The organism is Agrobacterium sp. 16-172Ci (assembly GCF_053522725.1).
Genome location: NZ_JBNWBW010000023.1, coordinates 1 through 26451 on the forward strand (window position 1 = coordinate 1; position 26451 = coordinate 26451).

The 26451-nt window shown below is 59.7% G+C and carries 23 protein-coding genes; 17 read left to right on the forward strand and 6 right to left on the reverse strand.

Annotation, left to right across the window (positions count from 1 at the left end; all coding sequences use genetic code 11):
- Positions 1-122: 122 nt before the first annotated feature.
- A complete protein-coding gene (locus ACQZ40_RS18895) occupies positions 123-1145 on the reverse strand; it encodes a LacI family DNA-binding transcriptional regulator (RefSeq protein WP_174037898.1) in 1023 nt (340 codons plus the stop codon).
- Between the two features lie 157 nt (positions 1146-1302).
- Entirely contained in the window at positions 1303-1623 is a 321-nt protein-coding gene (locus tag ACQZ40_RS18900; RefSeq protein ID WP_003505663.1) for a hypothetical protein, read from the reverse strand.
- A 294-nt stretch (positions 1624-1917) separates the two neighbouring features.
- Between ACQZ40_RS18900 and ACQZ40_RS18905 the strand changes: the two genes are divergently transcribed.
- From ACQZ40_RS18905 to ACQZ40_RS18930, 6 genes are all read left to right on the forward strand, one after another.
- Positions 1918-2721 (forward strand): transporter substrate-binding domain-containing protein, encoded by an 804-nt coding sequence (locus ACQZ40_RS18905; RefSeq protein ID WP_046801225.1) that lies wholly within the window; start codon positions 1918-1920, stop codon positions 2719-2721.
- Positions 2722-2788: 67 nt separating this feature from the next.
- Positions 2789-3493, forward strand: a complete 705-nt coding sequence (locus ACQZ40_RS18910) for an amino acid ABC transporter permease (protein ID WP_448748456.1) — start codon at positions 2789-2791, stop codon at positions 3491-3493.
- On the forward strand, positions 3490-4149 hold the full coding sequence (locus ACQZ40_RS18915; RefSeq protein ID WP_003521700.1) for an amino acid ABC transporter permease: 660 nt from the start codon (positions 3490-3492) through the stop codon (positions 4147-4149). The genes ACQZ40_RS18910 and ACQZ40_RS18915 overlap by 4 nt, the downstream gene beginning before the upstream one ends.
- Entirely contained in the window at positions 4130-4861 is a 732-nt protein-coding gene (locus ACQZ40_RS18920) for an amino acid ABC transporter ATP-binding protein (RefSeq protein WP_003521699.1), read from the forward strand. The genes ACQZ40_RS18915 and ACQZ40_RS18920 overlap by 20 nt, the downstream gene beginning before the upstream one ends.
- A 23-nt stretch (positions 4862-4884) precedes the next feature.
- The gene (locus tag ACQZ40_RS18925) at positions 4885-5820 is read left to right on the forward strand and encodes a 2-hydroxyacid dehydrogenase (RefSeq protein ID WP_448748457.1); all 936 of its coding nucleotides are present in this window, start codon (positions 4885-4887) and stop codon (positions 5818-5820) included.
- Between the two features lie 229 nt (positions 5821-6049).
- Positions 6050-8224: a putative bifunctional diguanylate cyclase/phosphodiesterase gene (locus tag ACQZ40_RS18930; RefSeq protein WP_448748458.1), complete on the forward strand. Its 2175-nt coding sequence runs from the start codon at positions 6050-6052 to the stop codon at positions 8222-8224.
- A gap of 23 nt (positions 8225-8247) precedes the next feature.
- Here ACQZ40_RS18930 and ACQZ40_RS18935 read toward each other — a convergent pair whose 3' ends face one another.
- Positions 8248-8652, reverse strand: a complete 405-nt coding sequence (locus ACQZ40_RS18935) for a hypothetical protein (RefSeq protein WP_448748459.1) — start codon at positions 8650-8652, stop codon at positions 8248-8250.
- A gap of 31 nt (positions 8653-8683) precedes the next feature.
- Between ACQZ40_RS18935 and ACQZ40_RS18940 the strand changes: the two genes are divergently transcribed.
- The 8 genes from ACQZ40_RS18940 (at position 8684) to ACQZ40_RS18975 (ending at position 19276) form a co-directional block, all read left to right on the forward strand.
- A complete protein-coding gene (locus ACQZ40_RS18940) occupies positions 8684-9835 on the forward strand; it encodes a porin (protein WP_078053893.1) in 1152 nt (383 codons plus the stop codon).
- Between the two features lie 318 nt (positions 9836-10153).
- A complete protein-coding gene (locus ACQZ40_RS18945; protein WP_448748460.1) occupies positions 10154-10783 on the forward strand; it encodes a flavin reductase family protein in 630 nt (209 codons plus the stop codon).
- Between the two features lie 349 nt (positions 10784-11132).
- The gene (locus ACQZ40_RS18950) at positions 11133-12068 is read left to right on the forward strand and encodes a LysR family transcriptional regulator (protein WP_003521693.1); all 936 of its coding nucleotides are present in this window, start codon (positions 11133-11135) and stop codon (positions 12066-12068) included.
- Between the two features lie 104 nt (positions 12069-12172).
- Positions 12173-12652 carry a formate dehydrogenase subunit gamma gene (locus tag ACQZ40_RS18955; RefSeq protein WP_448748461.1) on the forward strand — a complete coding sequence of 160 codons (480 nt, stop codon included), beginning with the start codon at positions 12173-12175 and terminating at the stop codon, positions 12650-12652.
- Positions 12649-14205 (forward strand): formate dehydrogenase beta subunit, encoded by a 1557-nt coding sequence (locus ACQZ40_RS18960; protein WP_220317882.1) that lies wholly within the window; start codon positions 12649-12651, stop codon positions 14203-14205. The genes ACQZ40_RS18955 and ACQZ40_RS18960 overlap by 4 nt, the downstream gene beginning before the upstream one ends.
- Before the next feature lie 4 nt (positions 14206-14209).
- Entirely contained in the window at positions 14210-17092 is a 2883-nt protein-coding gene (fdhF, locus tag ACQZ40_RS18965) for a formate dehydrogenase subunit alpha (protein WP_448748462.1), read from the forward strand.
- A gap of 71 nt (positions 17093-17163) precedes the next feature.
- A complete protein-coding gene (locus ACQZ40_RS18970; RefSeq protein WP_065657700.1) occupies positions 17164-17508 on the forward strand; it encodes a formate dehydrogenase subunit delta in 345 nt (114 codons plus the stop codon).
- Between the two features lie 115 nt (positions 17509-17623).
- Positions 17624-19276 carry an OFA family MFS transporter gene (locus ACQZ40_RS18975; RefSeq protein WP_448748463.1) on the forward strand — a complete coding sequence of 551 codons (1653 nt, stop codon included), beginning with the start codon at positions 17624-17626 and terminating at the stop codon, positions 19274-19276.
- 89 nt (positions 19277-19365) lie between these two features.
- On the opposite strand, the gene ACQZ40_RS18980 is transcribed toward ACQZ40_RS18975, so the two are convergent.
- Genes ACQZ40_RS18980 through ACQZ40_RS18990 form a run of 3 tightly spaced genes read right to left on the reverse strand, consistent with a single transcriptional unit; the run spans position 19366 to position 21953 of the window.
- A complete protein-coding gene (locus ACQZ40_RS18980) occupies positions 19366-20262 on the reverse strand; it encodes a dihydrodipicolinate synthase family protein (protein ID WP_174000738.1) in 897 nt (298 codons plus the stop codon).
- Positions 20263-20293: 31 nt separating this feature from the next.
- Complete coding sequence (locus tag ACQZ40_RS18985; protein ID WP_448748464.1) at positions 20294-21175, reverse strand: SMP-30/gluconolactonase/LRE family protein; 882 nt, start codon at positions 21173-21175, stop codon at positions 20294-20296.
- A 58-nt stretch (positions 21176-21233) separates the two neighbouring features.
- Positions 21234-21953: a FadR/GntR family transcriptional regulator gene (locus tag ACQZ40_RS18990; RefSeq protein WP_003521683.1), complete on the reverse strand. Its 720-nt coding sequence runs from the start codon at positions 21951-21953 to the stop codon at positions 21234-21236.
- A 301-nt stretch (positions 21954-22254) separates the two neighbouring features.
- On the opposite strand from ACQZ40_RS18990, the gene ACQZ40_RS18995 reads away from it, so the two are divergent.
- The 3 genes from ACQZ40_RS18995 (at position 22255) to ACQZ40_RS19005 (ending at position 26445) form a co-directional block, all read left to right on the forward strand.
- On the forward strand, positions 22255-24204 hold the full coding sequence (locus ACQZ40_RS18995) for an ABC transporter substrate-binding protein (RefSeq protein ID WP_220317886.1): 1950 nt from the start codon (positions 22255-22257) through the stop codon (positions 24202-24204).
- A gap of 120 nt (positions 24205-24324) precedes the next feature.
- Positions 24325-25311 (forward strand): ABC transporter permease, encoded by a 987-nt coding sequence (locus ACQZ40_RS19000; RefSeq protein ID WP_003521681.1) that lies wholly within the window; start codon positions 24325-24327, stop codon positions 25309-25311.
- Positions 25312-25320: 9 nt separating this feature from the next.
- The gene (locus ACQZ40_RS19005; RefSeq protein WP_020810601.1) at positions 25321-26445 is read left to right on the forward strand and encodes an ABC transporter permease; all 1125 of its coding nucleotides are present in this window, start codon (positions 25321-25323) and stop codon (positions 26443-26445) included.
- Positions 26446-26451 lie beyond the last annotated feature (6 nt).

The window sequence follows — 26451 nt, forward strand, 5'->3', positions numbered from 1 at the left end:
CATCATCAGAGACAACAAACCATGGCAAAACGCTTGACATCAAAGACAGTCGCTCATCCCGCTGCCGCGACCTTCTCCCCGGCGGGGAGAAGAAACAAGTGGCGCCCGCTCTAGCTAGAGCCTCACCCACCCAGCCGCTTCGTCGTCTCCCGCACGATCAGCTCGAAGCCGACATCCACCCTTGCGCCTTCGGGAACAACGGCATCCTTTTCCGCCTCCAGTATCGAAAGCAGCAACTCGCCCGCCCTGCGGCCGATCATCTGGGCATCGACGCGGATCGTTGAAATCGCCGGGTAACATTGCCGGCCGATATCGAAGTCGCCGAAGCCGAGGATGGAAATGCGGTCCGGGACACTGATTCCCCGTCGATGACATTCCATCAGTGCGCCGACGGCGGAAATATCCGATACGGCGAAGATGGCCTCGACATCCGGGGCCTTGGCCAGTAGCGAGCCGAGCGTTTTGGCCCCGTGGTCATAGGAGACCGGGGCGCTGCCCTCGCGGATGATGAGATCGTCGGCAATGCCGGCTTCCCGCAGGGCCGCGCCAAAACCGAGCAGGCGGCTTTCGCCGCGCCAGTCCTTCACATCGCCATCGGCCCTCGATCCGAGCGCACCGATTTTCTTAAAGCCAAGCGATATCAGATGCTTGGCGGCAGTTCTTCCCACTTCGTAGTTGGAAAAACCAACCGCATGGTCAATGGGGTGTTCGGGAACGTCCCAGATTTCCACGATCGGGATACCGGCGCGCATCAGCACCTCGCTCGCCATCTTGGTATGCACCGTGCCGGCGACGACGATGGCATCGGGGCGGCGCTCCATCATGGTGCGGATGACGCGTTCCTCCTCCTGCAGATCGTACATCGTATAGCCGATGAGCAACTGGTAATCGGCCGCGCGCAGCGCATTGGCGAGCCCCTGAGCGCTATCGGCGAAGTTGGAGTTGGTGAGCGTCGGCAGGATGGCGGTGATGAAATTGGTGCGGCGGGAAGAGAGCGAACCGGCGATGCGGTCCGGCACATAGCCCAGCTTCTCGATGGCCTTCATCACCTTCTGGCGCGTCTCTTCCGACACCAGGGCAGGATCGGCCAGCACCCGCGAAACGGTCATCTTGGAGACGCCCGCGAGTTTCGAGACATCGCTCATGGTTGCTTTTTTTGACGTGACTAACGCTGCGGCCAAGGGCGTGCGCTCCACCAAAGCATGTCTCCCTAAATTCGAACCGGTTCAGGACAAGACATACACGAAGACAATAAGGGAAAGCACGCCGTATGATTGCAGATCGATGCGGCGTGCACCGGATTTATGCGACGCGGCTATAGACCAGATGGTAAAAACGTCCGTCGCACATGCTCATCATCTCATCCGTCAGCACCCGGCCTTCCAGCCGGACGGGGGAAACCAGCGCTTCCTCCACTGCTTCCATCGACGGATAGTCGATTTCCTGCACCATGATGATCGAGGCCGCGTCCGGGTCCGTGCGCTCGGTGCGCATCACCCGCACGGCCTGCGCATTCGGCATGCGTTTCCAGACCGGCAGCAATTTTTCCTCAACGATGCGGAAAAACTCCTCCTCCCGGCCAGGGTGAATCCTGCCTTCGAAAATTGCCGAGCGTGTATACATGTTTCCTCCCGAATGATTGCCGACCGAAACAGTTCTGTAGATCGGACTTGCAATGATACCGATAACATGCATTATTGATCCTGCCAAGAACGTGAAGCGGTGTCGAACAGAGGAAAATCGATAACCAGCCGAAAACATTGAATTTCATGGGAAATTCATCTGGTTTTGTGCTTTCGCAGTTTCTTGGGAGGAGTTTTTAGTCAATCGCGTTAAAATGTTATCGAGAACATTTTCCGGTTTGCGCAAGGCCGCTGTTCCATTCTGGGCAGCCACTATAAGGTTGGAGGAGAAACCATGAGCATATCCAGATTTCTGAAGAACATGACCGTCGCCGTCGGTGTTGCAGCAGCAACGCTTGCCGCCACCACGTCCGCCCATGCCGTCTCGCTCAGCGAGATCACGGCGCGCGGTAAGGTCAAGATCGGTGTTCTGACCGGTGCCCCGCCGATGGGCATGGTGGATGAGAAGGGCAATCCCTCTGGTTACGACGTCGATGTCGCCAATCTCATTGGTTCCTACCTGTCGCTGCCGGTGGAACTGGTGCCGCTGACGCCGCCTGCGCGTATTCCCGCACTCCAGACCGGCAAGGTCGACTTCCTTGTTGCCACGCTTGCGCCGACCGGCGAGCGCGCCAAGACCGTGATGTTCACGCAGCCTTACAGCGCCTTCAACATGGACATCATTTCCGGCAAGGACCAGAAGTTCGAAAATCTCGACAGCCTCAAGGGCAAGCGGGTTTCGGTCAATCGCGGTTCCTCGCAGGAAACCGCGCTGCGCAAGGCCAATGTCGAAGGTCTTGAAATCGTCGTTTACGAAGACGATTCCACCAGCGCCCAGGCACTGCTCGCCGGTCAGGTCGATGCGGTGGCCCTGCCGTCCACGGTGGGTGAGGCGATCATCAAGCAGCGCCCGGAAGCCGGTTTGCAGGTCGGTTTCACCTTCTTCCAGCAGGGCAATTCCATGGCGACCAAGCTTGAGGATTTCGAGCTGCGCCAATGGTTGAACACCTCCATCTATCTCATGAAGATGTCCGGCGATCTCGACCGCATCTCGGTCAAGTGGACCGGCCGTCCGCTGCCGCAATTGCCAAGCTTCTGATTGAGCCTTTCAACGCGCCCGCCGGGAAGACTTCCGGCGGGCCCGGGAAATGTCAACGGAGTGACGCATGTCCTATACATTCCAATTCGGCGCGCTCGCCCAGTATCATAACGAGATTCTGAACGGCATATGGCTGACGATCAAGCTGTCTGTCCTGTCCATCGTGCTCGGCTGCGCTTTCGGCATTCTTTTGGCCTCGCTGCGGTCCATCAATGGCGGCATCGTCCGCATCATCGTGGACGGTTATGTGGAAATCATCCGCAATACGCCGTTTCTCGTGCAGCTTTTCATCGTCTATTTCGGCCTGCCGGGCCTCGGCTTCAGGGTAGGGGCGGATACGGCGGCGCTGATCGGCATGACGATCAATCTCGCGGCCTATTCGACGGAAATCATCCGCGCCGGCATCGAGGCGGTGCACAAGTCGCAGATCGAGGCGGGCGAGGCGCTGGGTTTCACCAAGTACCAGATCTATCGCCACGTCATCATCGTGCCGGCCATCGCCAAAGTCTATCCCTCGCTGTGCAGCCAGTTCGTGCTGATGATGCTGGCATCGAGCATATGTTCGGCCATTTCCACCCATGAGCTTGCGGCTGCCGCAGCCTTCGTGGAATCGCAGACCTATCGCTCCTTTGAGGTCTATATCGTCGTCACGCTCATCTATCTTGCGCTGGCGCTCAGCCTGCGGCTCATTCTTGCCCTCGTCGGCATGTGGCTGTTCGGCCGTCGCGTTGCCCGCAAGACGATGACCGCCATGCCGGAGGTGCAGTCATGACTCTTCGAACTTTCGGCTGGAACGAATTCGGCTTCCTGCTGACCGCCCTGCAATGGACCGTGCTTCTGACGATCATTGCGCTTATCGGCGGCGGCATCGTCGGCTTCTTCGTGGCGCTCGCCCGCACCTCGAATTTCAAGGCGCTGCGCATTGCCGCCGGCACTTATATCCAGGTGATCCAGGGCATTCCGGTGCTGATGATCCTGTTCCTGTCCTATTACGGCCTCAGCCTTGCCGGGCTGGAACTGCCGCCGCTCTTTGCCGCCGGCGCCTCGATGACGATCTATACATCGGGTTACCTCGCGGAAATCTGGCGCGGCTGCATCCAGGCGGTGCCGAAGCAGCAATGGGAAGCGTCGGAATCGCTGGCGCTGACCCGCGCCCAGCAATATCGCTACGTCATCCTGCCGCAGGCTATCCGCATTTCGCTACCGCCGACCGTCGGTTTCGCCGTTCAGGTCGTCAAGAATACGTCCATCGCATCGATCATCGGTTTCGTCGAACTGGCGAGAGCGGGGCAGCTCATCAACAATGCCACGTTCCAGCCGTTCCGCGTCTTCGTCGCCGTGGCCGTGCTTTATTTCATCGTCTGCTACCCGTTGTCCCAGCTGTCGCGTTGGCTGGAAAGGAGGCTTCATGCCGGAAGTAATCGTTGAAAACGTTCACAAGAGCTTTGGCGCTCTGGAAGTCCTCAAAGGCGTGTCGCTGACGGTCGGCCGCGGTGAAGTCTTCGCCCTCATCGGCCGCTCGGGTTCGGGCAAGAGCACGCTGCTTCGCTGCATGAACGGGCTGGAGAAGATCAATTCGGGCCGCATCGAAATCGCCGGTCACGCCATCGGCGAAGATGCCAAGGCGCTGCGCAAGCTGCGCACCGATGTCGGCATCGTGTTCCAGAGCTACAACCTTTTCCCGCATCTGACGGTCGGCGAAAACATCATGCTTGCGCCGCGCATCGTCAAGGACGTGGCGAAATCGGAAACGAAGGATATTGCCCGCGAAGTTCTGCAACTCGTCGGCCTGTCGGAGAAATTCGATTCCTATCCGGATCAGCTTTCCGGCGGCCAGCAGCAGCGCGTGGCGATTGCCCGCTCGCTCGCCATGCGGCCGAAGGTGATGCTGTTCGATGAGGTGACCTCGGCTCTCGACCCAGAACTCACCGAGGAAGTGCTGACCGTCATGGAAAACCTCGCCAAAGACGGCATGACCATGATCCTCGTCACCCATGAAATGGCCTTCGCACGCCGCGTCGCGACCGAAACCATCTTCATGCACAAGGGCAAGATCTGGGAGCAGGGTCGTTCATCCGAACTCTTCGCCAACCCGCAAACGCCGGAACTCCGGCAATTCGTTAAGGCCGATGTGAAGTAGTTCACCGGCGCAAAGGAAACTTCATGACCACTGAAATCGTGCAATTGTGCCCGCTCATCCCGGCACTGGAACAGGAACTTGCGCAGCGCTTCACCGTGCATCGCCTGTTCGAGGCTGCTGACAAGGCGGCGTTCCTTGCTGAAAAGGGTGCTTCAATCCGCGGCGTCGTCACCGGCGGCCACATCGGCCTTCCGGCGGATATCGGCGCTGCACTTCCCAATCTTGAAATTGTCGCCATCAACGGTGTCGGTTTCGACAAGGTCGATCTCGCCGAAGCCAAGCGACGCGGTTTTCGCGTCTCCAATACGCCTGACGTGCTGACGGCCGATGTCGCCGACCTCGCGCTCGGCCTCGTTCTGGCGCAGGCACGCAAGCTGCCGCAGGCGGATCAGCATGTGCGCACCGGCCAATGGCTGAAGGGCGATATGGGGCTTTCCACCCGCGTGGCCGGCCGCCGTTACGGCATCTTCGGCCTCGGCCGCATCGGTCAGGCAATCGCAAAGCGGCTGGAAGGTTTCGATGCGCGCATTTCCTACACCGCCAGAAACCGCCGCGATGTCGCCTATGATTATTATGACAGCATCGAGGCGCTTGCCGCCAATTGCGATGTGCTGATCATCGCCGCCGCCGCTACTGGCGAAACGCGCCATATCGTCAATGCAGATGTGCTGAAGGCCCTCGGGCCCCAGGGTGTGCTCGTTAATGTGGCGCGCGGCTCGCTGGTGGATGAAAAGGCGCTGGTCGAAGCGCTTGCGAACGGCACGATCGCAGGTGCTGCGCTGGATGTCTTCGAGGATGAGCCGCGTGTGCCGGAAGCGCTTTTCGCCTTCGACAACGTCACGCTCGCGCCGCATGTCGGCAGCGGCACGCACCAGACGCGGCGCGCCATGGCCGATCTCGTTCTCGCCAATCTCGATGCCCATTTTGCCGGCAAAGAACTGCCGACGCCGGTGGTGTGACCGTCAACGAATTGCCGCCTGTGGCCTTGACGGCGCAGCTTCGGTTGCGCCGTTCTGATTCAAGCCGGCAGGGCTTCGGGGAGGCTGCTGCAAAAGGCGGGTTTCCCGGCAATCTCCCGCCGTTGTTCATATTTATATAATACGTATAATCCTACTATTCTGCTTCCTTATAAAATGATGAGGCGGAGAGGTGCGTTCCAAAGGCCCGAAGACACCCGAAGAAAACCGGATGTCGCGAAAAAAGCGCGATGTCACGCCATCCGCCACTCGTGACATGAGCGAAAACAGCAATCCTTCCGACCGGCACGCGCTTCTGGAAGCGATGATCGACCACGTGCCGGATTTTATCTATGCCAAGGATCTGGAAGGGCGCTTTCTTTTTGCCAATCGCGCCATCGTCACCGAAAACGGCTTTGACACGGTCGAGCAACTGATCGGGCTCACCGACTACGATATTCACGGCGAAGCGGCGCGGCGTGCCGGCATTCCCGATACCGAGGCGCGGGTGATGCGCACCGGCGAACCGGATCTCGGTTACGAAGAGCGCGCCATGCGCGGGGATATCGACCGCTGGCTCATGATGTCGCGCGTGCCGCTGAAGGACAAGGCCGGCAACATCATCGGCGTGGTCGGCGCCTCGCGGGACATAACCCAGAAAAAGGCCTCGGAAAGACTGCTTCAGGCGCAGGCGCATATTCTGGAAATGATCGTCGCGGCAGCGCGTATCGAGGATTTTCTTGAGGAATTCGTCAAGGCCATCGAAAATCTCGCGACCGGACTGGCCTGCGCGGTGCGGGTGTTCGATGCGGTGGAAGGAGAACCTTCCGTTTACGCCTCGCCGACGCTTGCGCAGCAGAAGGGGCTGGCCGCGCTGGTTTCCAGCGTCAGCGATCCAGAGAGCCTTGTCCATCCGGCAGAACACATGGCCTTCAGTTTCGATATTCCCGCCAGCGAAGGCAAGGCGCATGGTTTCGTCTGGTGCATGCTGGCTGGCCGCCAGCCGGATGCGGCGCTGGTGGAATTCATAGGCGCGGCGGCGCGCATGGCGGGGCTGGCGATCGACCGAAAAAGGGCGGCGGAGCATATCGCCTTCCTGGCGGACCACGACATGCTGACCCGGCTGCCGAACCGCCGTTTCCTCGATACGAGACTGCCGGAAATACTGGCGGCTGCGGCAAAGGCGAACCGAAGGGTCGGTATCGGTTTTCTCGATCTCGACAATTTCAAGCAGATCAACGATACGCTCGGCCACAGCATCGGCGACGCATTGCTGTCGAAAACCGCCGAGCGCATTGCGAAAAGCCTCCGGAAGAACGATCTCGTTCTCAGGGTCGGCGGCGACGAGTTCGTCATCATTCTTGAAGAGCGCAGGGACGATGTCGAAAACCGCCTGCAGCGCATCCGCGCCGCTGTCTCGCAGCCATTGCGTATCGGCAATTACGACATCAGGGTCACCTGCAGCATCGGCATGGCCTTTTTCCCGGAACATGGGGAAACCACGGCGGAAATCGTCGCGGCGGCCGATCTCGCCATGTATGAGGCCAAACATACCGGGCGCGATAGCATTGCCACCTTCACCCCGAATATGGCGGATGATCTGAGAAAGAAGTTCACCCGCATCGAGGAATTGCGAAAGGCAGTAAAGAGGGACGAGTTCGTGCTGCACTTCCAGCCGCAGGTCGATCTTGTCAGCGGCCGGATCAGCGGCGTGGAGGCGCTGGTGCGCTGGCAGCACCCCACGGAAGGTCTGCTCGGTCCTGCGGAGTTCATCGGGCTTGCGGAAGAAACCGGCCTGATCGTCGAACTCGGAGAAAGCATTCTCGAAAAGGCCTGTCGTCAGGCACAGGCATGGGCCGCCGGCGGCCTGTCGCCCGTCAAAATGGCGGTCAATATCTCTCCGCGGCAGTTTCAGGGCGGGCTGGTGCAGCAGATCAGGTCGGTGCTCAAGGAAACTGGCCTTGCGCCATCCCTGCTGGAAATCGAAATCACCGAGACGCTCATCATTCAGGATGTCGAAACATCGGTGCGGATCATGCGGGCCATCAAACAGATGGGTGTCAGCCTGGCGCTGGATGATTTCGGTATCGGTTATTCCTGTCTCGGCATGCTCAAGACATTCCCGCTCTCGTGCATGAAGATAGACCGCTCGTTCCTGACCCATCTGCCGGAAAAGACCAAGGACAGCGCCATCGTCTCGATCATGATCCAGCTTGCCGGATCTCTCGGCATCGATGTCATTGCCGAAGGTGTGGAGGCCAGCGAGCAGGCGACATTTCTACGGGATGCCGGCTGCCCCTACGGTCAGGGTTATTACTTCAGTCGCCCGGTGCCGGCAGAGGCGATCGAAGACATGCTGGCGAAGACGACGATATTCGCGACCGGCTTACCCGAACACCGCCTATAAGCTGCCTCGGGCGACCGGTTGTTTCAGATCGTCCAGATATGGCTTCCAGGGAGAGGCCGGGCGGACGTTTTGTCGCCTGCATCCTTTCTTCTTCCTCGATGAAAACCACTTTGCTTCCCCATGCCCGCGCGTGCTGACGCCTCCTGATCCGGACGGGACGGGAGCGTTTGTTGTTTTTGTGTCTTATAATTTAGAAATTTAAGGCAATATTTAAAAGTAATAAATTCTATTATTTTGAAATAATAATAAGAAGTATTATATTTTAAACTATTAAATTGTTGTAATTTTACTACGAAATTGAATTGTGTACTTTGTCTGTATTTGTATTTTGTCGATTTAAATTGCGAGTCTGCGGCAACTTCTGTCATTTGCTGAATCAGCGCAGGGAAGCGGGCGGCAGGGAAAGACCAGCCGTCAAATTTGCGCATTCGTTGAAAAATTTTTGACTGGAGATTACAAATGAACATCAAGAGCCTTCTTATCGGCTCCGCTGCGGCTCTCGCAGCAGTATCCGGCGCACAGGCCGCTGACGCCATCGTCGCTGCCGAGCCGGAAGCCATGGAATATGTTCGCGTCTGCGACGCTTTCGGCACCGGCTTCTTCTACATCCCCGGCACCGAAACCTGCCTGAAGTTCGACGGTTACGTACGTTTCCAGACGGACTTCGGTCGCGGCAAGGCTGGCGACTCGGATTGGGACAGCTTCTCGCGCGCCCAGTTCAACATCGATACCCGCACCGACACCGAACTGGGCGCTCTGCGCGGCTATATCGGTTTCCGTGGCGATGCCGACCAAGACAGCAGCCGCGGCGTTGTCGTCGATCAGGCATTTATCGAGCTCAGCGGCCTCAAGGTCGGTTTCTACTACAACTGGTGGGATGATGGTCTCGCTGGCGAATATGACCAGCTCAGCTCCAACAAGACCCGTCTGAACGCTATCCGTTACACCTACGATGCCGGCTCGTTCTACGCTGGTGTTGCAGTTGAAGAACTCGAAGGCGTTATCGCTGGCAACGATGCTGATGTAGCAGCTACAGTAATCTCTGGAAGGGTTAGCGGTGGTTACACCGCCATCAACAAAACAAACAACCTCGGCGTAGCCCAAGGCAACTGGACCACCGCCAACGGAAAAAGCGCCACCGACAACAACGTCGGTATTAGCGCTATCATCGGCGGAAAGTTCGGCGCTGTTAAGGCCAACGTCCTCGGCGGTTACGACACCAATGCTGAGAATGGCGCAATCCGCGCAATCCTGACGGCAGACCTCGGTCCGGGCACGTTCGGCCTTGCTGGCGCATGGGCATCGGGTGCCAATGCATATTACGAAGAATCGGAATGGACCGTGGCCGCCGAATATTCGATCAAAGCAACCGACAAGCTGACCATCACCCCCGGCTTCCAGTACTTCGGTACGCTGGATATCGGTAAGGACGGCAAGTTCACGGGTGATCGCGATGCATGGCGCGCTGGCGTCGCTGCTGGCTACAAGATCACGTCTGGTCTCTCCACCAAGGTTGCGGTGACCTATCAGGACGTCGACGGCCGCGAAGGTCGCGACAGTGGTGCTGGCGACAGCTGGACCGGTTTCGTTCGTCTCGAGCGCGCGTTCTAATAGTCTACAAAAAGCATAGTAGGGTTAGACAACTCAGATCCACCCCGTTTCCGAACGGGTGAGTCACTAGCTCCAGTCAAAGTTCCTGACATGATGTCAGGTTTACTCCCCGGACCCCTCCAGGCCGGGGAGTTTTTGCGCTTATAGTCGATACGTGGATGGCGGCTCCGTCCATTTGGTCGGAGAATGCGCGCAGGCTTGCTGCTCTTCCCTTGCTCGCAAATGTGATACAGCAAAATCGGCTATCCCGTGAGGAGGGCAATTGAGTAATTGTCTGCAATATGAAATATTATTGTATACAATAAATCAGGTACTCCCATGGAATTCGATTTTACCGCGCTTGAGCCGCAAAGCCGTTATCGTTTGTTGACCAATTTTATCGGTCCACGGCCGATAGCGCTTGTCACGACCCGCTCGGCCGCTGGTCACAACAATGCCGCGCCGATGAGCTTTTTCAACGTTTTCTCCCATGATCCGCCGATCGTTGTTCTCGGCATCCAGCCGCATGTGACGGGCGAGGAGAAGGACACGATGGCCAATATTCGCCGCACCGGCGAATTCGTCATCAACATGGTCGATATGACTCTGTCCGAACAGATGCTCGTTTGCGGCCTCGGTTTCGACAGCGAGGTCGATGAACTTTCGATTGCCGGACTGACGGCCACGCCCTGCAGCAAGATCGATGCAAGCTTTGCGGCGGAATCGCCCTGCGCCTTCGAATGCCGTGTGGAGCGCCTGATCGATTATCCACGCCGTACCCTTGTTCTGGGCGAAGTCGTGCACATGCATGTCCACAAGGATTGTCTCGATGCGGAAGGGCGTTATGTCGATCCGGACCGATATCAGCCCATCGCGCGCCTGCATGCCGATAATTACATCAGCTCGGATCGCCAGTTCGTCCTCAAGGCGCCTGCGATGAGCGACTTCATCAAGCCGACTGGCGAGTGAAGGTTTCTGCGACTGAAGCGCCGAATACCTTTTGCCTGCCGCCGCAAACTCGAGAAAATGAGAGGGTAGGGCATCGCGGCGGCGATGACGATTGGTTTCGTTTCCCGGCGCTGTGCGGCAGGTCAGGCGAAACGACGGATGGGTCAATGCCGCGATAAAGCTGCGTCCAGTGCGGTTGGAGTGGTTGACCGAACGTCGCGCCCATGACTGCCCGTGCCTGATGGAATCCAGTCTCGCCACCCCGTGCGGTTTCAGGAAAACAACGGCATTCATTTGCGGGCTTCCCCGCCTCGTTCTAGTGTTCTCCTGCTCGCACCATCGCAGGGTCGCGAGCGACGCGGGAGGACGCATGATCGACAAGCTGGAATTTTTCATTGCATTGGCGCGCGCAGGGCATTTTGGCCGCGCGGCAGAGGAGTGCGGCGTTTCCCAACCCAGTCTCTCGGCCGCGATCCGGCAGCTGGAGGACCAGCTTGGTGTCGTTCTTGTGGTGCGTGCGGCGCGTTATCAGGGGCTGACACCGGAGGGACAGCGTGTTCTCGAATGGGCGCGTCGCATCGTCGCCGATACGCGCACCATGCGTGAGGAAATGCGGGCGGCGCGCAAGGGTCTGGCGGGCCACATCCGCCTTGCGGTCATTCCGACGGCCCTTGCGATGGTGCCGCGATTGACGGAATCCTTTCAGGCGCGGCATCCCGACGTGACCTTTTCCGTGACGTCACGCACCTCGCTTCAGGTCCTGAGCCAGATCGAAAACCTCGAGATCGATGCGGGAATCAGCTATCTCGACAATGAACCTCTTGGCCGAGTGACCACGGTACCGCTCTATTCGGAGCGATATCACCTGATTGCAGCAGCCGGAACGCCGCTCGCCGATCAGGAAAGCGTTACCTGGAAGCAGGTTTCAGGTCTTAGGTTATGCCTATTGACTTCGGATATGCAGAACCGCCGCATCATCAACAAGCATATGGCGGAAGCGGGCGTTGAGGTGAAGCCGACATTGGAGTCCAACTCCATGATTGTGCTGTTTTCGCATATCCGAACCGGACAATGGGCTTCAATAATGCCGCGTAACATAGCGGAATCATTCGGTTTTCCAAAACAGATCAGAATGATACCGATTACCGAGCCGGATGCGGAGCATCTGGTGGGGCTGATCGCAACCTATCGCGAACCGCACACGCCACTCGTTTCTGCGCTTCTTCATGAGGCGCGTCAGCGCGCAGCGGCGATGGCTTTTGATAGGAATTTCCTATCGGTTGACGAAAACACATTATTGACCTGATCCGGCCGACCTCGCCATTCTCCCGAACCATGCAGGGGCTGCGCTGACACTGAAACATGTGCCGTTCGCCATACCTGCCCCTGTCGGTTTGGGAGGACTGGCTTATGAATATCGGTGCGGTTGCCGCAGATGAGGCGGCTCGTGTTTCCGCCATCATTGACGAACTTCTCCACCTGGAGGGGCCATTGCTGCCCATTCTGCACGCGGTGCAGGAAGAATTCGGCTACATACCGGAAAGCGCCAAGCAGATCGTCGCATCCGCGCTGAATATTTCGCGCGCCGAGGTCCATGGCGTCGTGACCTTCTATCCCGATTTTCGAGATCATCCGTCCGGCCGGCATGTGCTGAAGCTCTGTCGCGCCGAGGCTTGCCAGTCGATGGGTGGCGAGCCTCTTGCGGAAACCATCAAGAACCGGCTCGGCCTCGACTGGCACGAAACCGCAGCCGACGGTTCCGTCACGCTGGAGCCGGTCTTCTGTCTCGGGCTTTGCGCACAGGCGCCCGCGCTGATGCTGGATGGCGAGCTTCATGCGCGACTGGATGAGCACTGTCTTGGCGACATTCTGGCGGAGGCGCGCCGATGAGTGTCACCGTTTTTGTTCCAGGCGATTCCGCCGCGCTTGCCGTTGGCGCAGACCGTGTCGCCGAAGCAATCGGCCGCGAGGCGGCCAGCCGCAACCTCGAGGTTCATATTGTCCGCAATGGCTCGCGCGGCATGCTCTGGCTTGAAGTGCTGGTGGAAGTGCGCACCGAACATGGCCGTATTGCCTACGGGCCGGTCAAGGCCAGCGACGTTGCCTCGCTTTTCGATGCGGGTTTTCTCACCGGCGGCGAGCATCCTCTCTGTCTCGGGCCGACGAAGGACATTCCGTTCCTGAAAAGCCAGACGCGCCTGACATTTGCCCGCTGCGGCGTTACCGATCCATTGTCGCTTGCGGATTACCGCGCCTATCAGGGCTTGAAAGGCCTCGAAAAAGCCGTCGCCATGGCGCCGGCCGATATCGTTGCGCAAGTGACCGAAAGCGGCCTGCGCGGACGCGGCGGCGCGGGTTTCCCGACCGGTATCAAATGGAAGACCGTCGCCGATGCGGTGGCCGACCAGAAATATATCGTCTGCAATGCCGATGAGGGCGATAGCGGCACCTTCGCCGACCGCATGATCATGGAAGGCGATCCCTTCGTGCTGATCGAAGGCATGGCGATTGCCGGCCTCGCCGTCGGCGCGACAAAAGGTTTCATCTATACGCGCTCGGAATATCCTTACGCCATCAAGGTCATGGAGCAGGCAATCGCAATCGCCCGCCGCGAAGGCATCATCGGCCCATCCGTGCTCGGTTCCGGGCGGGCCTTCGATCTCGAAGTGCGCATGGGTGCCGGCGCCTATGTCTGCGGCGAGGAAACCTCGCTTCTGAACAGTCTGGAAGGCAAGCGCGGAACCGTGCGCGCCAAGCCGCCGCTTCCTGCTTTGCAGGGCCTGTTCGGCAGGCCCACCGTCGTCAACAATGTGATTTCGCTCGCCTCCATTCCGGTCATCATGGATCGCGGCGCGGCGTTTTATCGCGATTTCGGCGTCGGCCGCTCGCATGGCACCATTCCCATCCAGCTTGCCGGAAACATCCGGCATGGTGGGCTTTATGAGACCGCCTTCGGCCTGCCGCTCGGGCAGCTGATCAATGATATCGGTGGCGGCACGATCACCGGCCGCCCGGTCAAGGCGGTGCAGGTGGGCGGTCCGCTCGGGGCCTATTTCCCGGTTTCGCTGTTCGATACGATCTTCGACTATGAAGCCTTCACCGCCGCCGGTGGCCTGATCGGCCATGCCGGCATCGTGGTTTTCGACGATACTGCCGATATGCTGCATCAGGCCCGGTTCGCGCTGGAATTCTGCGCCGTCGAAAGCTGCGGCAAGTGCACGCCCTGTCGCATCGGCTCCACACGCGGCGTCGAGACGGTGGACAGGATCGCGCTCGGCATCGAGCGGGAGAAAAATACGGCACTCCTCGCAGATCTCTGCGAGACCATGAAATTCGGTTCGCTCTGTGCGCTCGGCGGTTTCACGCCCTATCCCGTCATGAGCGCACTTCGGCATTTCCCTGATGATTTTGCCCCCATCCCACGTGTTGAAGCGGCGGAGTAAGACCATGGCCCTTGTAACAGAATTCGACTATGGAACCCCCAAATCCCACGCAACGGACATGGTGACGCTCACCATCGACGGCAGGCAGGTGACTGTGCCTGCGGGAACCTCGATCATGCGCGCCTCGCGCGAAGCGGGTATCGATGTTCCAAAGCTCTGCGCCACCGACATGGTGGATGCCTTCGGTTCCTGCCGCCTCTGTCTGATCGAGGTGGAGGGCCGCAATGGCACCCCCGCCTCCTGCACCACGCCTGTCGCCCCCGGTCTCGTCGTTCACACGCAGACGGAGCGGCTGAAGCAGATCCGCAAGGGCGTGATGGAGCTTTATATCTCCGATCACCCGCTCGACTGTCTGACCTGCGCCGCCAATGGCGATTGCGAACTGCAGGATATGGCCGGCGCCGTGGGCCTGCGCGATGTGCGCTACGGATACGAAGGCGACAACCACGTCAAGGCCCGCACTGGCGATGGCGATCATAACGCGCGCTGGATGCCGAAGGATGAAAGCAATCCCTATTTCACCTACGATCCTTCCAAATGCATCGTCTGCTCCCGTTGCGTGCGCGCCTGCGAGGAAGTGCAGGGCACTTTCGCGCTGACGATCGAAGGACGAGGTTTTGAAAGCCGTGTGTCGCCCGGCGCGCATGAGGCGTTCCTCGATTCCGACTGCGTTTCCTGCGGCGCCTGCGTGCAGGCCTGTCCGACGGCGACGCTGACGGAGAAATCGGTGATCGAGATCGGCCAGCCGGAGCATTCGCTGGTCACGACCTGCGCCTATTGCGGTGTCGGCTGCTCCTTCAAGGCGGAAATGCGCGGTGAGGAGCTGGTGCGCATGGTGCCGTGGAAGGACGGGCAGGCCAATCGCGGCCATTCCTGCGTCAAGGGCCGCTTCGCTTATGGTTATGCCACCCACAGGGACCGCATTCTCAACCCGATGATCCGCGAAAAGATCAGCGATCCATGGCGGGAAGTCACGTGGGAGGAAGCCTTCTCCCATGTTGCCTCGGAGTTCCGGCGTATACAGGGTCAATATGGCCGGGAATCCATCGGCGGCATCACCTCGTCCCGCTGCACGAACGAAGAAACCTTCCTCGTCCAGAAACTCATCCGCGCCGGCTTCGGCAATAACAACGTCGATACCTGCGCCCGCGTCTGCCATTCGCCGACGGGCTACGGTCTTGGCCAGGCTTTCGGCACCTCCGCCGGCACGCAGAATTTCGATAGCGTCGAGCAGTCCGATGTGGTGCTGGTGATCGGCGCCAATCCGACCGATGGACATCCTGTTTTCGGCTCGCGGCTGAAGAAGCGGCTGCGACAGGGCGCGAAGCTGATCGTCATCGATCCGCGCCGTATCGATCTCGTTCGCACACCGCATGTGGAGGCGTCCTTCCACCTGCCGCTGAAGCCCGGAACGAATGTCGCGGTGCTGACGGCGCTGGCGCATGTCATCGTCACGGAAGGTCTGTTCAACGAAGCCTTCATTCGCGAGCGCTGCGACTGGTCGGAATTCGAGGATTGGGCCGCTTTCGTCGCCGAGCCTCAGCATAGCCCGGAAGAAACCGAAAACTTCACCGGTGTGCCGGCAGAAGAGGTGCGCGGTGCCGCACGCCTTTATGCCAGGGGTGGCAATGGCGCCATCTATTACGGGCTCGGTGTCACCGAACACAGCCAGGGGTCTACCACGGTGATGGCAATCGCCAATCTGGCCATGGCGACCGGCAATATCGGCCGCCCCGGTGTAGGCGTTAATCCGCTGCGCGGTCAGAACAATGTTCAGGGTTCCTGCGACATGGGGTCTTTCCCGCACGAGCTTCCGGGATATCGGCATATTTCCGACGATGCCACGCGCGACATCTTCGAGAAACTCTGGGGCGTGAAGCTTAACAACGAGCCGGGGCTGCGTATTCCCAACATGCTCGATGCGGCCGTGGATGGCACCTTCAAGGGCATCTATATTCAGGGCGAGGACATTCTCCAGTCCGATCCGGATACGAAGCACGTTTCGGCCGGTCTCGCCGCGATGGAATGTGTCGTGGTGCACGATCTCTTCCTGAACGAGACGGCAAATTACGCCCATGTCTTCCTGCCGGGGTCTACCTTCCTCGAAAAGGACGGCACCTTCACCAATGCCGAGCGCCGCATCAACCGTGTCCGCAAGGTCATGTCCCCGAAGAACGGTTATGCCGACTGGGAAGTGACGCAGAAGCTGGCGCAGGCCATGGGGCTTGCATGGAACTACGCGCATCCGTCCGAGATCATGGACGAGATCGCGGCGACGACACCGAGCTTTGCCGGTGTTTCCTATGACTATCTGGAGGAGAAGGGCTCGGTGCAGTGGCCCTGCAACGAGAAATTCCCGGATGGTTCGCCGATCATGCATGTGGATGGTTTCGTGCGCGGCAAGGGCAAGTTCATCCGCACCGAATATGTGGCGACGGACGAACGCACGGGGCCGCGTTTCCCCCTGTTGCTCACCACCGGCCGCATCCTGTCGCAATACAATGTCGGCGCGCAGACACGGCGCACCGAAAACGTCGTCTGGCATGAGGAGGATCGTCTCGAAATCCATCCGCACGATGCCGAACAGCGCGGCGTGAAGGATGGCGACTGGATCAAGCTCGCCAGCCGGTCGGGCGATACGACGCTGCGGGCGCTGATCACCGACCGTGTGGCGCCAGGCGTGGTCTATACGACCTTCCACCATCCCGGCACGCAGGCGAATGTCATCACTACCGACTTCTCCGACTGGGCGACCAACTGTCCGGAATACAAGGTGACCGCCGTGCAGGTATCGCCTTCCAACGGGCCGACGGAATGGCAGGAGGAATATGATGCGCTTGGCCGCCGTTCGCGGCGGATCAGCGGCAAGCTCGAAGCGGCGGAATAAGGAGGGCCGGGTGCGCCCGGCCTTGTCACACACAGAGGCGTCGGCTGGCAGCCGGCGCGGGGGAAGAGGTCATGTTGCTCAACCACACCGATGAAAAGCTGGTGAGAATGGCGAACCAGATCGCGACATTCTTTCTGTCGCAGCCGGAAGATATTCGCATCGAAGGTGTCGCCACCCACATCAACAAGTTCTGGGAACCGCGCATGCGACGTCGGTTCTTCGAGATGGTGGATGCCGGGGCAGGTGATTTTCTGCCGCTTGTGCTTGCCGCGTCGAAGAAGATCAAGCGGCCCGACGATCCGGCGGCCGATGCCGTGGGCCTCGGCGACGATGCCAAGGGCGCGCCGGGCGGCAAAGGACCGATTGCTGGCGAGTCCCTTTCGGAACCGAGCGTCCCGGAAAGCACAGAGGCTTGAGCGGCGCGACCGGATAATCACATTTTCGGCCGGACGGGGGACGTTCGGCGATATTGGTGTTCGCCCGGCGGGGCGAACGTGACATGTCCAGACATCCACGAGGGAGGTAATGTCAATGGCAGTAGCAGGTGCGACAGCGGGAGAGGCGGCGCAAGCCGGGTTTTTGGACCGCGAACGAATAATCGCAAGACCGGGTTTCAATCGCTGGCTGGTGCCGCCGGCGGCCCTTGCCATTCATCTATGCATCGGCATGGCCTATGGCTTCAGCGTGTTCTGGCTGCCGCTGTCGAAGGCGCTGCCGGCCACGGACCCCAGTTGCTCCAGCCTTACCCTTCTGGGTGCGCTGTTCACCACTGAGTGTAACTGGCGCGTGGCCGACCTTGGTTGGATTTATACGCTTTTCTTCGTTCTTTTGGGCTGCTCGGCGGCGATCTGGGGCGGCTGGCTGGAAAGAGTGGGGCCACGCAAGGCCGGCTTCGTTTCCGCCTGCTGCTGGTGCGGCGGCATTCTGGTGGCGGCAATCGGCGTCATCACGCATCAACTGTGGCTGATGTGGCTGGGCGCCGGTGTCATCGGTGGTATCGGCCTCGGCCTTGGCTATATTTCGCCCGTATCGACCCTGATCAAATGGTTTCCGGACCGTCGCGGCATGGCGACGGGCATGGCGATCATGGGTTTCGGCGGTGGTGCGATGATCGGCGCGCCGCTCGCCAATTTGCTGATGAACAACTTCAAGACGGATGTTTCGGTCGGCGTCTGGCAGACTTTCGTGGTCATGGCCCTGATCTATTTCGTCTTCATGATGGCGGGCGCTTTCGGTTACCGCATTCCGCCATCGGGCTGGCGCCCGGAAGGCTGGACGGCGCCCTCCGCCAAAAGCGCCATGATAACCCATCGCCACGTGCATCTGCGCGATGCGCACAAGACGCCGCAGTTCTGGCTCATCTGGGCGGTGCTGTGCCTCAACGTTTCGGCGGGTATCGGCGTCATCGGCATGGCCTCGCCCATGCTGCAGGAAATCTTCGCGGGCTCGCTGATCGGCTTACCCGGCGTGGGTTTTGCGGATCTCGATGCCGGGCAGAAGGCGCAGATCGCGGCGATTGCTGCCGGTTTCACCGGGCTGCTTTCCCTGTTCAATATTGGCGGCCGTTTCTTCTGGGCGTCGATGTCCGACAAGATCGGCCGCAAGAACACTTATTTCTGCTTCTTCATTCTCGGCATCATTCTTTATGCGCTGGCGCCGACGCTTGCGACGATGGGCAAAAAGGCGCTCTTCGTTCTCGCCTTCGGTATCATCCTGTCGATGTATGGCGGTGGTTTTGCGACCATTCCCGCTTATCTCGCCGATATTTTCGGCACCCAGTTCGTCGGCGCAATCCACGGCCGCCTGCTGACGGCGTGGGCGACTGCGGGCATCGCCGGCCCCGTCGTCGTTAACTACATCCGCGAAGCGCAGATCGCGGCGGGCGTGGCGCCAGGACCCGCGCTCTACACCAGCACCATGTATATTCTGGCGGGCATGCTGGCGATTGGCCTCGTGGCCAATGCCTTCGTGCGGCCGCTTTCGGACAGGTGGTTCATGTCGGATGCGGAGGTCGCGACGCTGCAGGCAAAGACGGCGGCCGCCAATGCCGGTCCGACAGGTTCCTTCGGCATCGGACGTGGCGGGCTGGACACCAAGGCGGCACTTGCCTGGGTTGCTGTCGGTATTCCGCTTCTGTGGGGCGTATGGGTTACCGTGAAGAGCAGCCTTGCACTGTTCGGCTGAGCCATCAGGCCCGGAAAGCATATGCCGGCTCATGGCCGGCATATGATCTGATAAAAGCGAAAACGTGCAGCTTGCCGGTACGGCGTCCATCAACGCCAGCTGGCAAGCAGTCCTTCGAGTGTTGCGCGGTCTTCTTTGTCCAGACGGGCAAGTCCCGGCGCACGCACGGGGCCAACCTTCATCCCCAGAATTTCCATGGCTTCCTTCACCACGGTCACGTTTGCGCCGTTGCGATATCGTGTCCGCAGCCGTTCGAACAATTCGATCTTTTCGATGATCTTCCGTGCGGCCGGGAAATTGCCGGCCGTCAGGGCGTCGTGAACCTGCAGGGAAAATTGCGGCGCGACATTGACGAGACCGGATGTAAAGCCGCGCGCACCAACCGCCGCGAAGGCAGGCGCCCAGCTTTCAGCCAGTCCACAGACATATAGAGCGCCGTTCGGATCGGAAGCGGCAATCGCGCGCGACAGAAGCATGATGTCGGTCGTCGCGAACTTGATGCCGGCGACATTCGGGTGGCCGGCGAGCCTTACCATGTCATCGACCGAAAAGCCGTCCGCCCGGACATAGGCGACCAGCGGCAATTCGCTGCCCTCCGCAAGGCCGATAAAATAGTCGATCTGCGATTGCGGGGCTGCAAAAGGGTCGACCGGCTGATGCGACATGACGGCGGATGCGCCCATTTCTTTTGCCTGACGCGCCATGGAGAGCGCCTCGCGCTGCGAGCGGCCAATCGCCGCCGTAACCGGGGCTTTGCCGCTGACGCCTTTTATCGCAGCCTCATAAACCTTCAGAATTTCCGCGGGCGTCAAGGCGTAGAATTCGCCCGTATTGCCTGCCGCAACGATATTGTGGATGCCTGCCTTCGCGACGCGGGCGTAAACCTCGGCTGTAACACCGGTCTCCACTTCGCCGCTTGCATCGTAAGCCGTTACCGGAACACCGGAGATGCCCTGCAGGGCCTGGCGAAAATCGAATGTCGTCATCAACTGGGTTCCTTAAGATCAAAAGTCATCTTCAGATGGAGAATTTGTGAACGGGTGTGCCGGCGACCGGGGCATCGAATGCGACAACCGTGCCTGCGGTGGTTATTCCGTCCGTCTCGGTTACGAGACTTGTGAGGTATATCGTCTTGAGGTCGGGACCGCCGAAACACGGCATGGTCGGCCCCTTGAATGGCAGCCTGTAAATCTCGAACAATTCGCCGTCCGGTGAAAAACGGTTGAGACGTCCCGCCTGAACGCCGGCGCTCCAGTAACAGCCTTCGCAATCGGTCGCCGCACCGTCCGGCCTGCCTTCATCCGGCGCGAAATCGTGCAGGCGTTCGGCCGGGCCGAGCCTGCCGGTCGCGACATCGAAATCGAACGCATGATACATGAGGCCGCTGCTGTCGGAATGGTACATGCGCCTGCCGTCCGGGCTCCAGGCAAGCCCGTTCGATGTGAACATGTTGCCATCGATGATGCATTCGATGCCGCCATCCGGGGCGACGCGATAGAGGCGGGCATTGCCTGTCTGTATCGCGGCCTCGTCGCGGGTCCCCACCCAGAAATGGCCGTCCGGACCGACCTTTCCGTCGTTGAGGCGGCTGTCGGGCCGCCCGTCGTCCGGGTCGCAGAGAAGATCGAGCTTGCCGCTCGCGGGATCGAGAAGATGCACACCGGTCTTGAGGCCCGCCACGATCAAGCCATTGTCGCAAAGGCCGAGACAGCCCACCTGGGCGGGCATGTCGTATCTGTCGAGTTTTCCACCGGGATGCAGGCGAAAAATGGCAGGCGCGAGAATATCGACGAACCACAGATCGCCGGTTCGCTCGTCCCAGGCAGGCGATTCGCCGACCTTCAGCGGGGTATCGATCAGGGAACGGAGCTTCGGTTCTATGACGTGTGGCTGGCTCACTGGTTCCTCTCCCTCATCCGCCCTTTATGATTCTGTTTTCGACATTGCAGGGTGCGGCCTAGCTGCCGACGCCCTGAAACATGCGGGCGCGCGCCTTCAATATGTGGTCTTTCATCGCGTCATGCGCGGCCTGCTCACGCCGCGCAAAAATCGCTTCCACGATGGCCGTGTGCTCGTTCTGGACTTCGCGCACATGCTGCGGCGTCCGCTTGAGGCTGAGGCTGCGTGTCACCGACTGGCCGATGGCGAAATGGGGCTTGAACCAGATCCGCACCGTGATGTGGAACTGGTTATGGCTCGCCTTCGCGATGGCTTCGTGCAGGGCGAAGTCTTCCTCCGCGCCGAGATCGTTGCGCTCGAGACACTGTTCCAGCGCGGCTATCGCCTGCTCGATACGCACCCTGTCCGCTGCCTGCCAGTTGCGCGCCGCAAGCTCAGCCGCGGAAGCCTCCAATCCGGCCCTGAACTCAAAAAAACGCTGCACGTCGGCCAGCGAGCCGACCGGCACCTGTTGCAACACGGAAGAATCCGGCTGCTGGCGTACATAGGAGCCGGATCCCTTTTGCGAAACAATAAGCTCGTCGTTCCGAAGCCGCTCCAGCGCTTCCCGCACAACCGGCCGCGACGCGCCAAACAGCGACGCCAGATTCTGTTCCGATGGCAACCGCTCGTTCACGGGAAACCGCCCGTCCGAAATCATGCCCACGATTTTTTCGTAGATGATGTCGCTCAGCCGAGTCTCGCCTCGAGCGGCGGCAGATGCAGTGTGATTGTCCATCAGCAGCCCTTCCGTTGCAAATCGCTGAAGTTAATGGGTTTCCTGCATTTCAATCGCAACAGAAATACCGGGGTTTTTGTGAGCGAGAGGGCTGTCCTGCCGATTTTTTCTTTAAGCCTGATCCTGAAAACCGGCCTACAAATAAAAAAGATGTAAAAATCTGTCAATACTTGTAATCATCTGAAAACGCTCATATGGTCTGCCCCTGCCGATGGAGGATCGGCGTGCTGGCTGGCCGGGAGGGCCGTCGCGGTTCGGTGAAAGCCGTTTCGCTGCCGGTGATTTTTTGGGAGGATTGTCGATGCGCGATGGCGAAGCATTTTCACTGGGCGTAACGCGCCGAACCTTTATGGCGGGTGTTGGCGGCGTGGCCGCCCTTTCCGTCATCGGGACCTCGGCGCGGGCTGCCGCCGGCAAGCAGGCGCCGGAACTGGAGGCGCTGGTAAAGGACGGCAAATTGCCGCCTTTGGCCGAACGTCTGCCGAAAAATCCGATGGTGGTGACGCCGCACGAGAAAATCGGCACCTATGGCGGCACATTGCGCCGTGGCCTGCGCGGTTCATCGGACCATAACGGCATCCTGCGCATGGTCGGCAATCAGGGCCTTGTCCGCTGGAACATGGATTTCACCGAGGTTCTGCCGAACCTTGCGGTGAAATGGGAAGTCAACGACGATGCCTCGCAATTCACCTTCCATTTGCTGGAAGGCGCAAAATGGTCTGACGGCCACCCCTTCACCGCCGATGACGTGGTGTTCGCCATCGAGGACTGCATCAAGAACAAGGAGCTTTACAGCGCCACACCGGCGCAGCTTTCCGTGGCCGGCAAGGCGGTCGATGTCGAAAAAGTCGACGATTTTACGGTAAAGTTCAAATTCGCCGCGCCGAATGCGCTTTATCTCGAAAACCTCGCCACGCCGCTCGGCCAGCATCCGACACTGTTTCCCAAGCACTATTGCAGCAAGTTCCTGCCGAAATACAACACGGCGCTCGATGCCGATGTGAAGGCGGCGGGTGTCTCCAGCTGGACCGAGCTGTTCCGCGCCAAATGCGGCGATATCGAAATTCCGTCCCGCTGGTCGAATGTCGACAAGCCGACGCTTGATCCATGGGTGGTGAAAGAACCCTATTCCGGCGGTGCGACACGCGTGGTTATGACCCGCAACCCTTACTTCTGGCAGGTCGATACCGAAGGCAACCAGTTGCCCTATATCGACGAAATCAATTTCGGCATTTCGCAGGATGTCGAATCGCTGATGCTGAACGTCATTTCCGGCAAGATCGACATTCAGGAGCGCCATATCAGCGTTCTTGCCAACAAGCCGACCCTGTCTCAGAACATGAAAAAGGGTGGCTACCGCCTGCTGACGCTGGTGCCGTCTGCCGCACAGCAGTGCCAGATTTACCTGAACATCACCCATAAAGACCCGGCGATGCGCAAGATGTTCGCCGACAAGTCGTTCCGCCAGGCGTTGTCCATCGCGCTCAACCGGCAGGAAATCATTGACATCGTCTATTTCGGTCAAAGCGAGGGCTATCAGGCCGGGCCGCGCCCGACACACCCCTGGTACAATGAAAAGCTGGCGCGGCAATTCACCGAATATGATGCGGACAAGGCAAACGAGCTTCTCGACAAAGCCGGTTACGACAAGAAGAACGGCAACGGCATGCGGTTGCGGCCTGACGGCCAGCCCGTCTTCTTCTCGATTGACGTCATCCCGACGCTCTATCCCGATCTGGTCGATGCGCTGGAACTGGTGAAGGCGCAATGGGCGCAGATCGGCGTCGACATCAAGGTCAACACCATCGAACGTGCGCTCTATTATACGCGCGGTGATGACAACGCCCATGATGCCGCCGTTTGGCCCGGTCCCGGCGGTCTCGATCCGATGCTCGACCCGCGCGATTTCTTCGCCTTCCACCCGCAGGGGTCGCGTTACGCCATCCCGTGGGCGCTCTGGTACACCTCGAATGGCCAGAAGGGCGAAGAGCCGCCGGAAAGCCAGAAGCAGCGCTTCAAGCTGTTCGATGAGGCGCGCTCGACGGCCGACCTTGCCAAGCGCGGCGAGAAGATGAAGCAGATTTTCGACATTGCGGCGGAAGAGTTCGAGACAATCGGCCTCTGCCTTGCTGTGGGCGGTTTCGGCATCATCCGCAACAATCTGCGCAATGTACCGGAAACGGAACCCGACAGCTGGACCTGGCCCAATCCCGGCCCGGCGCTGCCGCAACAGTTCACCTTCACAAGCTGATATCGCCACATGGGCGTCGCTGCCGCAACGCGGCGACGCCTCTCAGGTTGTTTCGACCACCCACAGCCGTCTCCTTAGTGGAGGGCGGCGCGTGCGGCACAATGTGATTGCGAGAACGACATGCTGCTTTTTATCGTAAAACGCCTGCTGTGGATGATACCGTCCCTGTTTGCCGTCAGTTTCCTTGCCTTTGTCCTGATCCAGCTGCCTCCCGGCGACTATGTGACGACCTATATCGCCACACTGGCCGCCTCGAACGAGGTCATCGACCACAATACGGCGGCGCAGCTGCGCGAACGTTTCGGCCTCGATGACCCGATGATCGTGCAATATCTGAAATGGATATGGGGCATCGTCAGCCGCGGTGATTTCGGCATTTCGTTCGAATGGCAGCAGCCGGTTTCAGGCCTCATCTGGGAGCGCATGGCGCTGACGCTGGTTCTGGCCATCGCAAGCCTTCTTGCAACCTGGGCCATCGCGCTTCCCATCGGCGTCTTCTCTGCCGTGCGCAAATATTCGATTGGCGATTATCTTTTCACCGCCTTTTCTTTCTTCGGCCTTTCCATACCCTCGTTCCTGCTGGCGCTGGTGCTGATGTATGTCGCGGCGGTGGAGTTCGGGGCCGATGTCGGCGGGCTGTTTTCAGCCGAATACGAGACCGCCTCATGGAGCATCGCCAAGATGATGGACCTGATGGCCCATATCTGGCTGCCGGTCGCCATTCTCGCCGTGTCTTCCACCGCAAGCCTCATCCGTGTCATGCGCGCCAATATGCTGGACGAGTTGCCCAAGCCCTATGTCACCACCGCGCGGGCGAAGGGACTGTCGGAGTTCAAGCTGCTGACGAAATATCCGCTCAGAATTGCGCTCAATCCGTTCATCTCCACCATTGCATGGCTATTGCCCAACCTCATTTCGGGCTCCGTGGTCGTCGCCATCGTGCTCAATCTGCCGACGGCCGCGCCTCTGCTTCTGCAGTCGCTGATGGCGCAGGACATGTATCTCGCTGGCGCTTTCGTGCTGCTGATCTGCGCGCTGACGCTGATCGGCTCGCTTATCAGCGACATCCTGCTTGCGCTGGTCGATCCGCGCATCCGTCTCGAATAGGAGGGCGCCATGAGCGATATCACCATGACCACCAATGCCCGGCAGGACCGCGCCGCCGTCGCCTCGCAGTGGCAGCTCATCTGGTGGGCCTTCAAGCGCCACAAGCTGGCCATGGCCGCCCTGTTCATCACCATCGCCATGTATATCGTCGCGCTGGTGCCCGGCTTCTTCGCCATCAACGATCCGGTGCTGCAAAATGCCCGCGCCACCTTCCATCCGCCGCAGCGCGTTCATTTCATCGATACGACCGAGGGTTTTTCGCTCGGGCTGCATTATTATCCGCTGAAGCTGACCCGCAATCCTGAAACGCTGGCGGCGGTCTTCGTTGAAGATACGGCGAAGAAAATTCCGGTCCAGCTTTTCGGTCGCGGTTACGAATATTCCGTCTTCGGCCTGTTCACCACGGATATCCACCTGCTGGCCTCCACCGATAAAACGCGCCCGCTCTTCCTCTTCGGCGCGGATCGTCTCGGCCGAGATGTTTTCAGCCGCGTGGTGCAGGGGGCGCAGGTCTCCCTGTCCATCGGTCTTGTCGGCGTGTTCTTCTCGCTGCTGCTCGGCGTCGTTCTGGGAGGCATTTCGGGATATTACGGCGGCCGCATCGATTTCGTCATGCAGCGCGTGATCGACTTCGTGCTGTCGCTGCCCACCATTCCCATCTGGCTGGCGCTGGCCGCCGCCCTGCCGCAGGGCTGGCCTGCCACGCTGCAATATATGATGATTACCATCATCCTGTCGCTGACCGGCTGGGCGCAGCTTGCCCGCGTCGTGCGCGGCCGGTTTCTGTCGCTCAGGACCGAAGAATTCGTGGCCGCGGCGCGGCTGGATGGCGTGCCGGAAGGGCGCATCATCTTCCGCCACATGCTGCCCAGTTTTTCGAGCCATATCATCGCCTCGGTCACGCTTGCAGTGCCGGCCATGATTCTTGCGGAAACATCGCTGTCCTTCCTCGGTCTCGGCCTTCAGCCGCCCACCATTTCCTGGGGCGTTTTGCTTCGCGAGGCGCAGAATATCCGCTCGATTGCAACCGCACCCTGGCTGTTCCTGCCCGGTGTGGCGGTCGTCATTGCCGTCATGGCGCTCAATCTGCTCGGTGACGGCCTGCGCGACGCGGCCGACCCCTATAACAAGTGAGGCCCC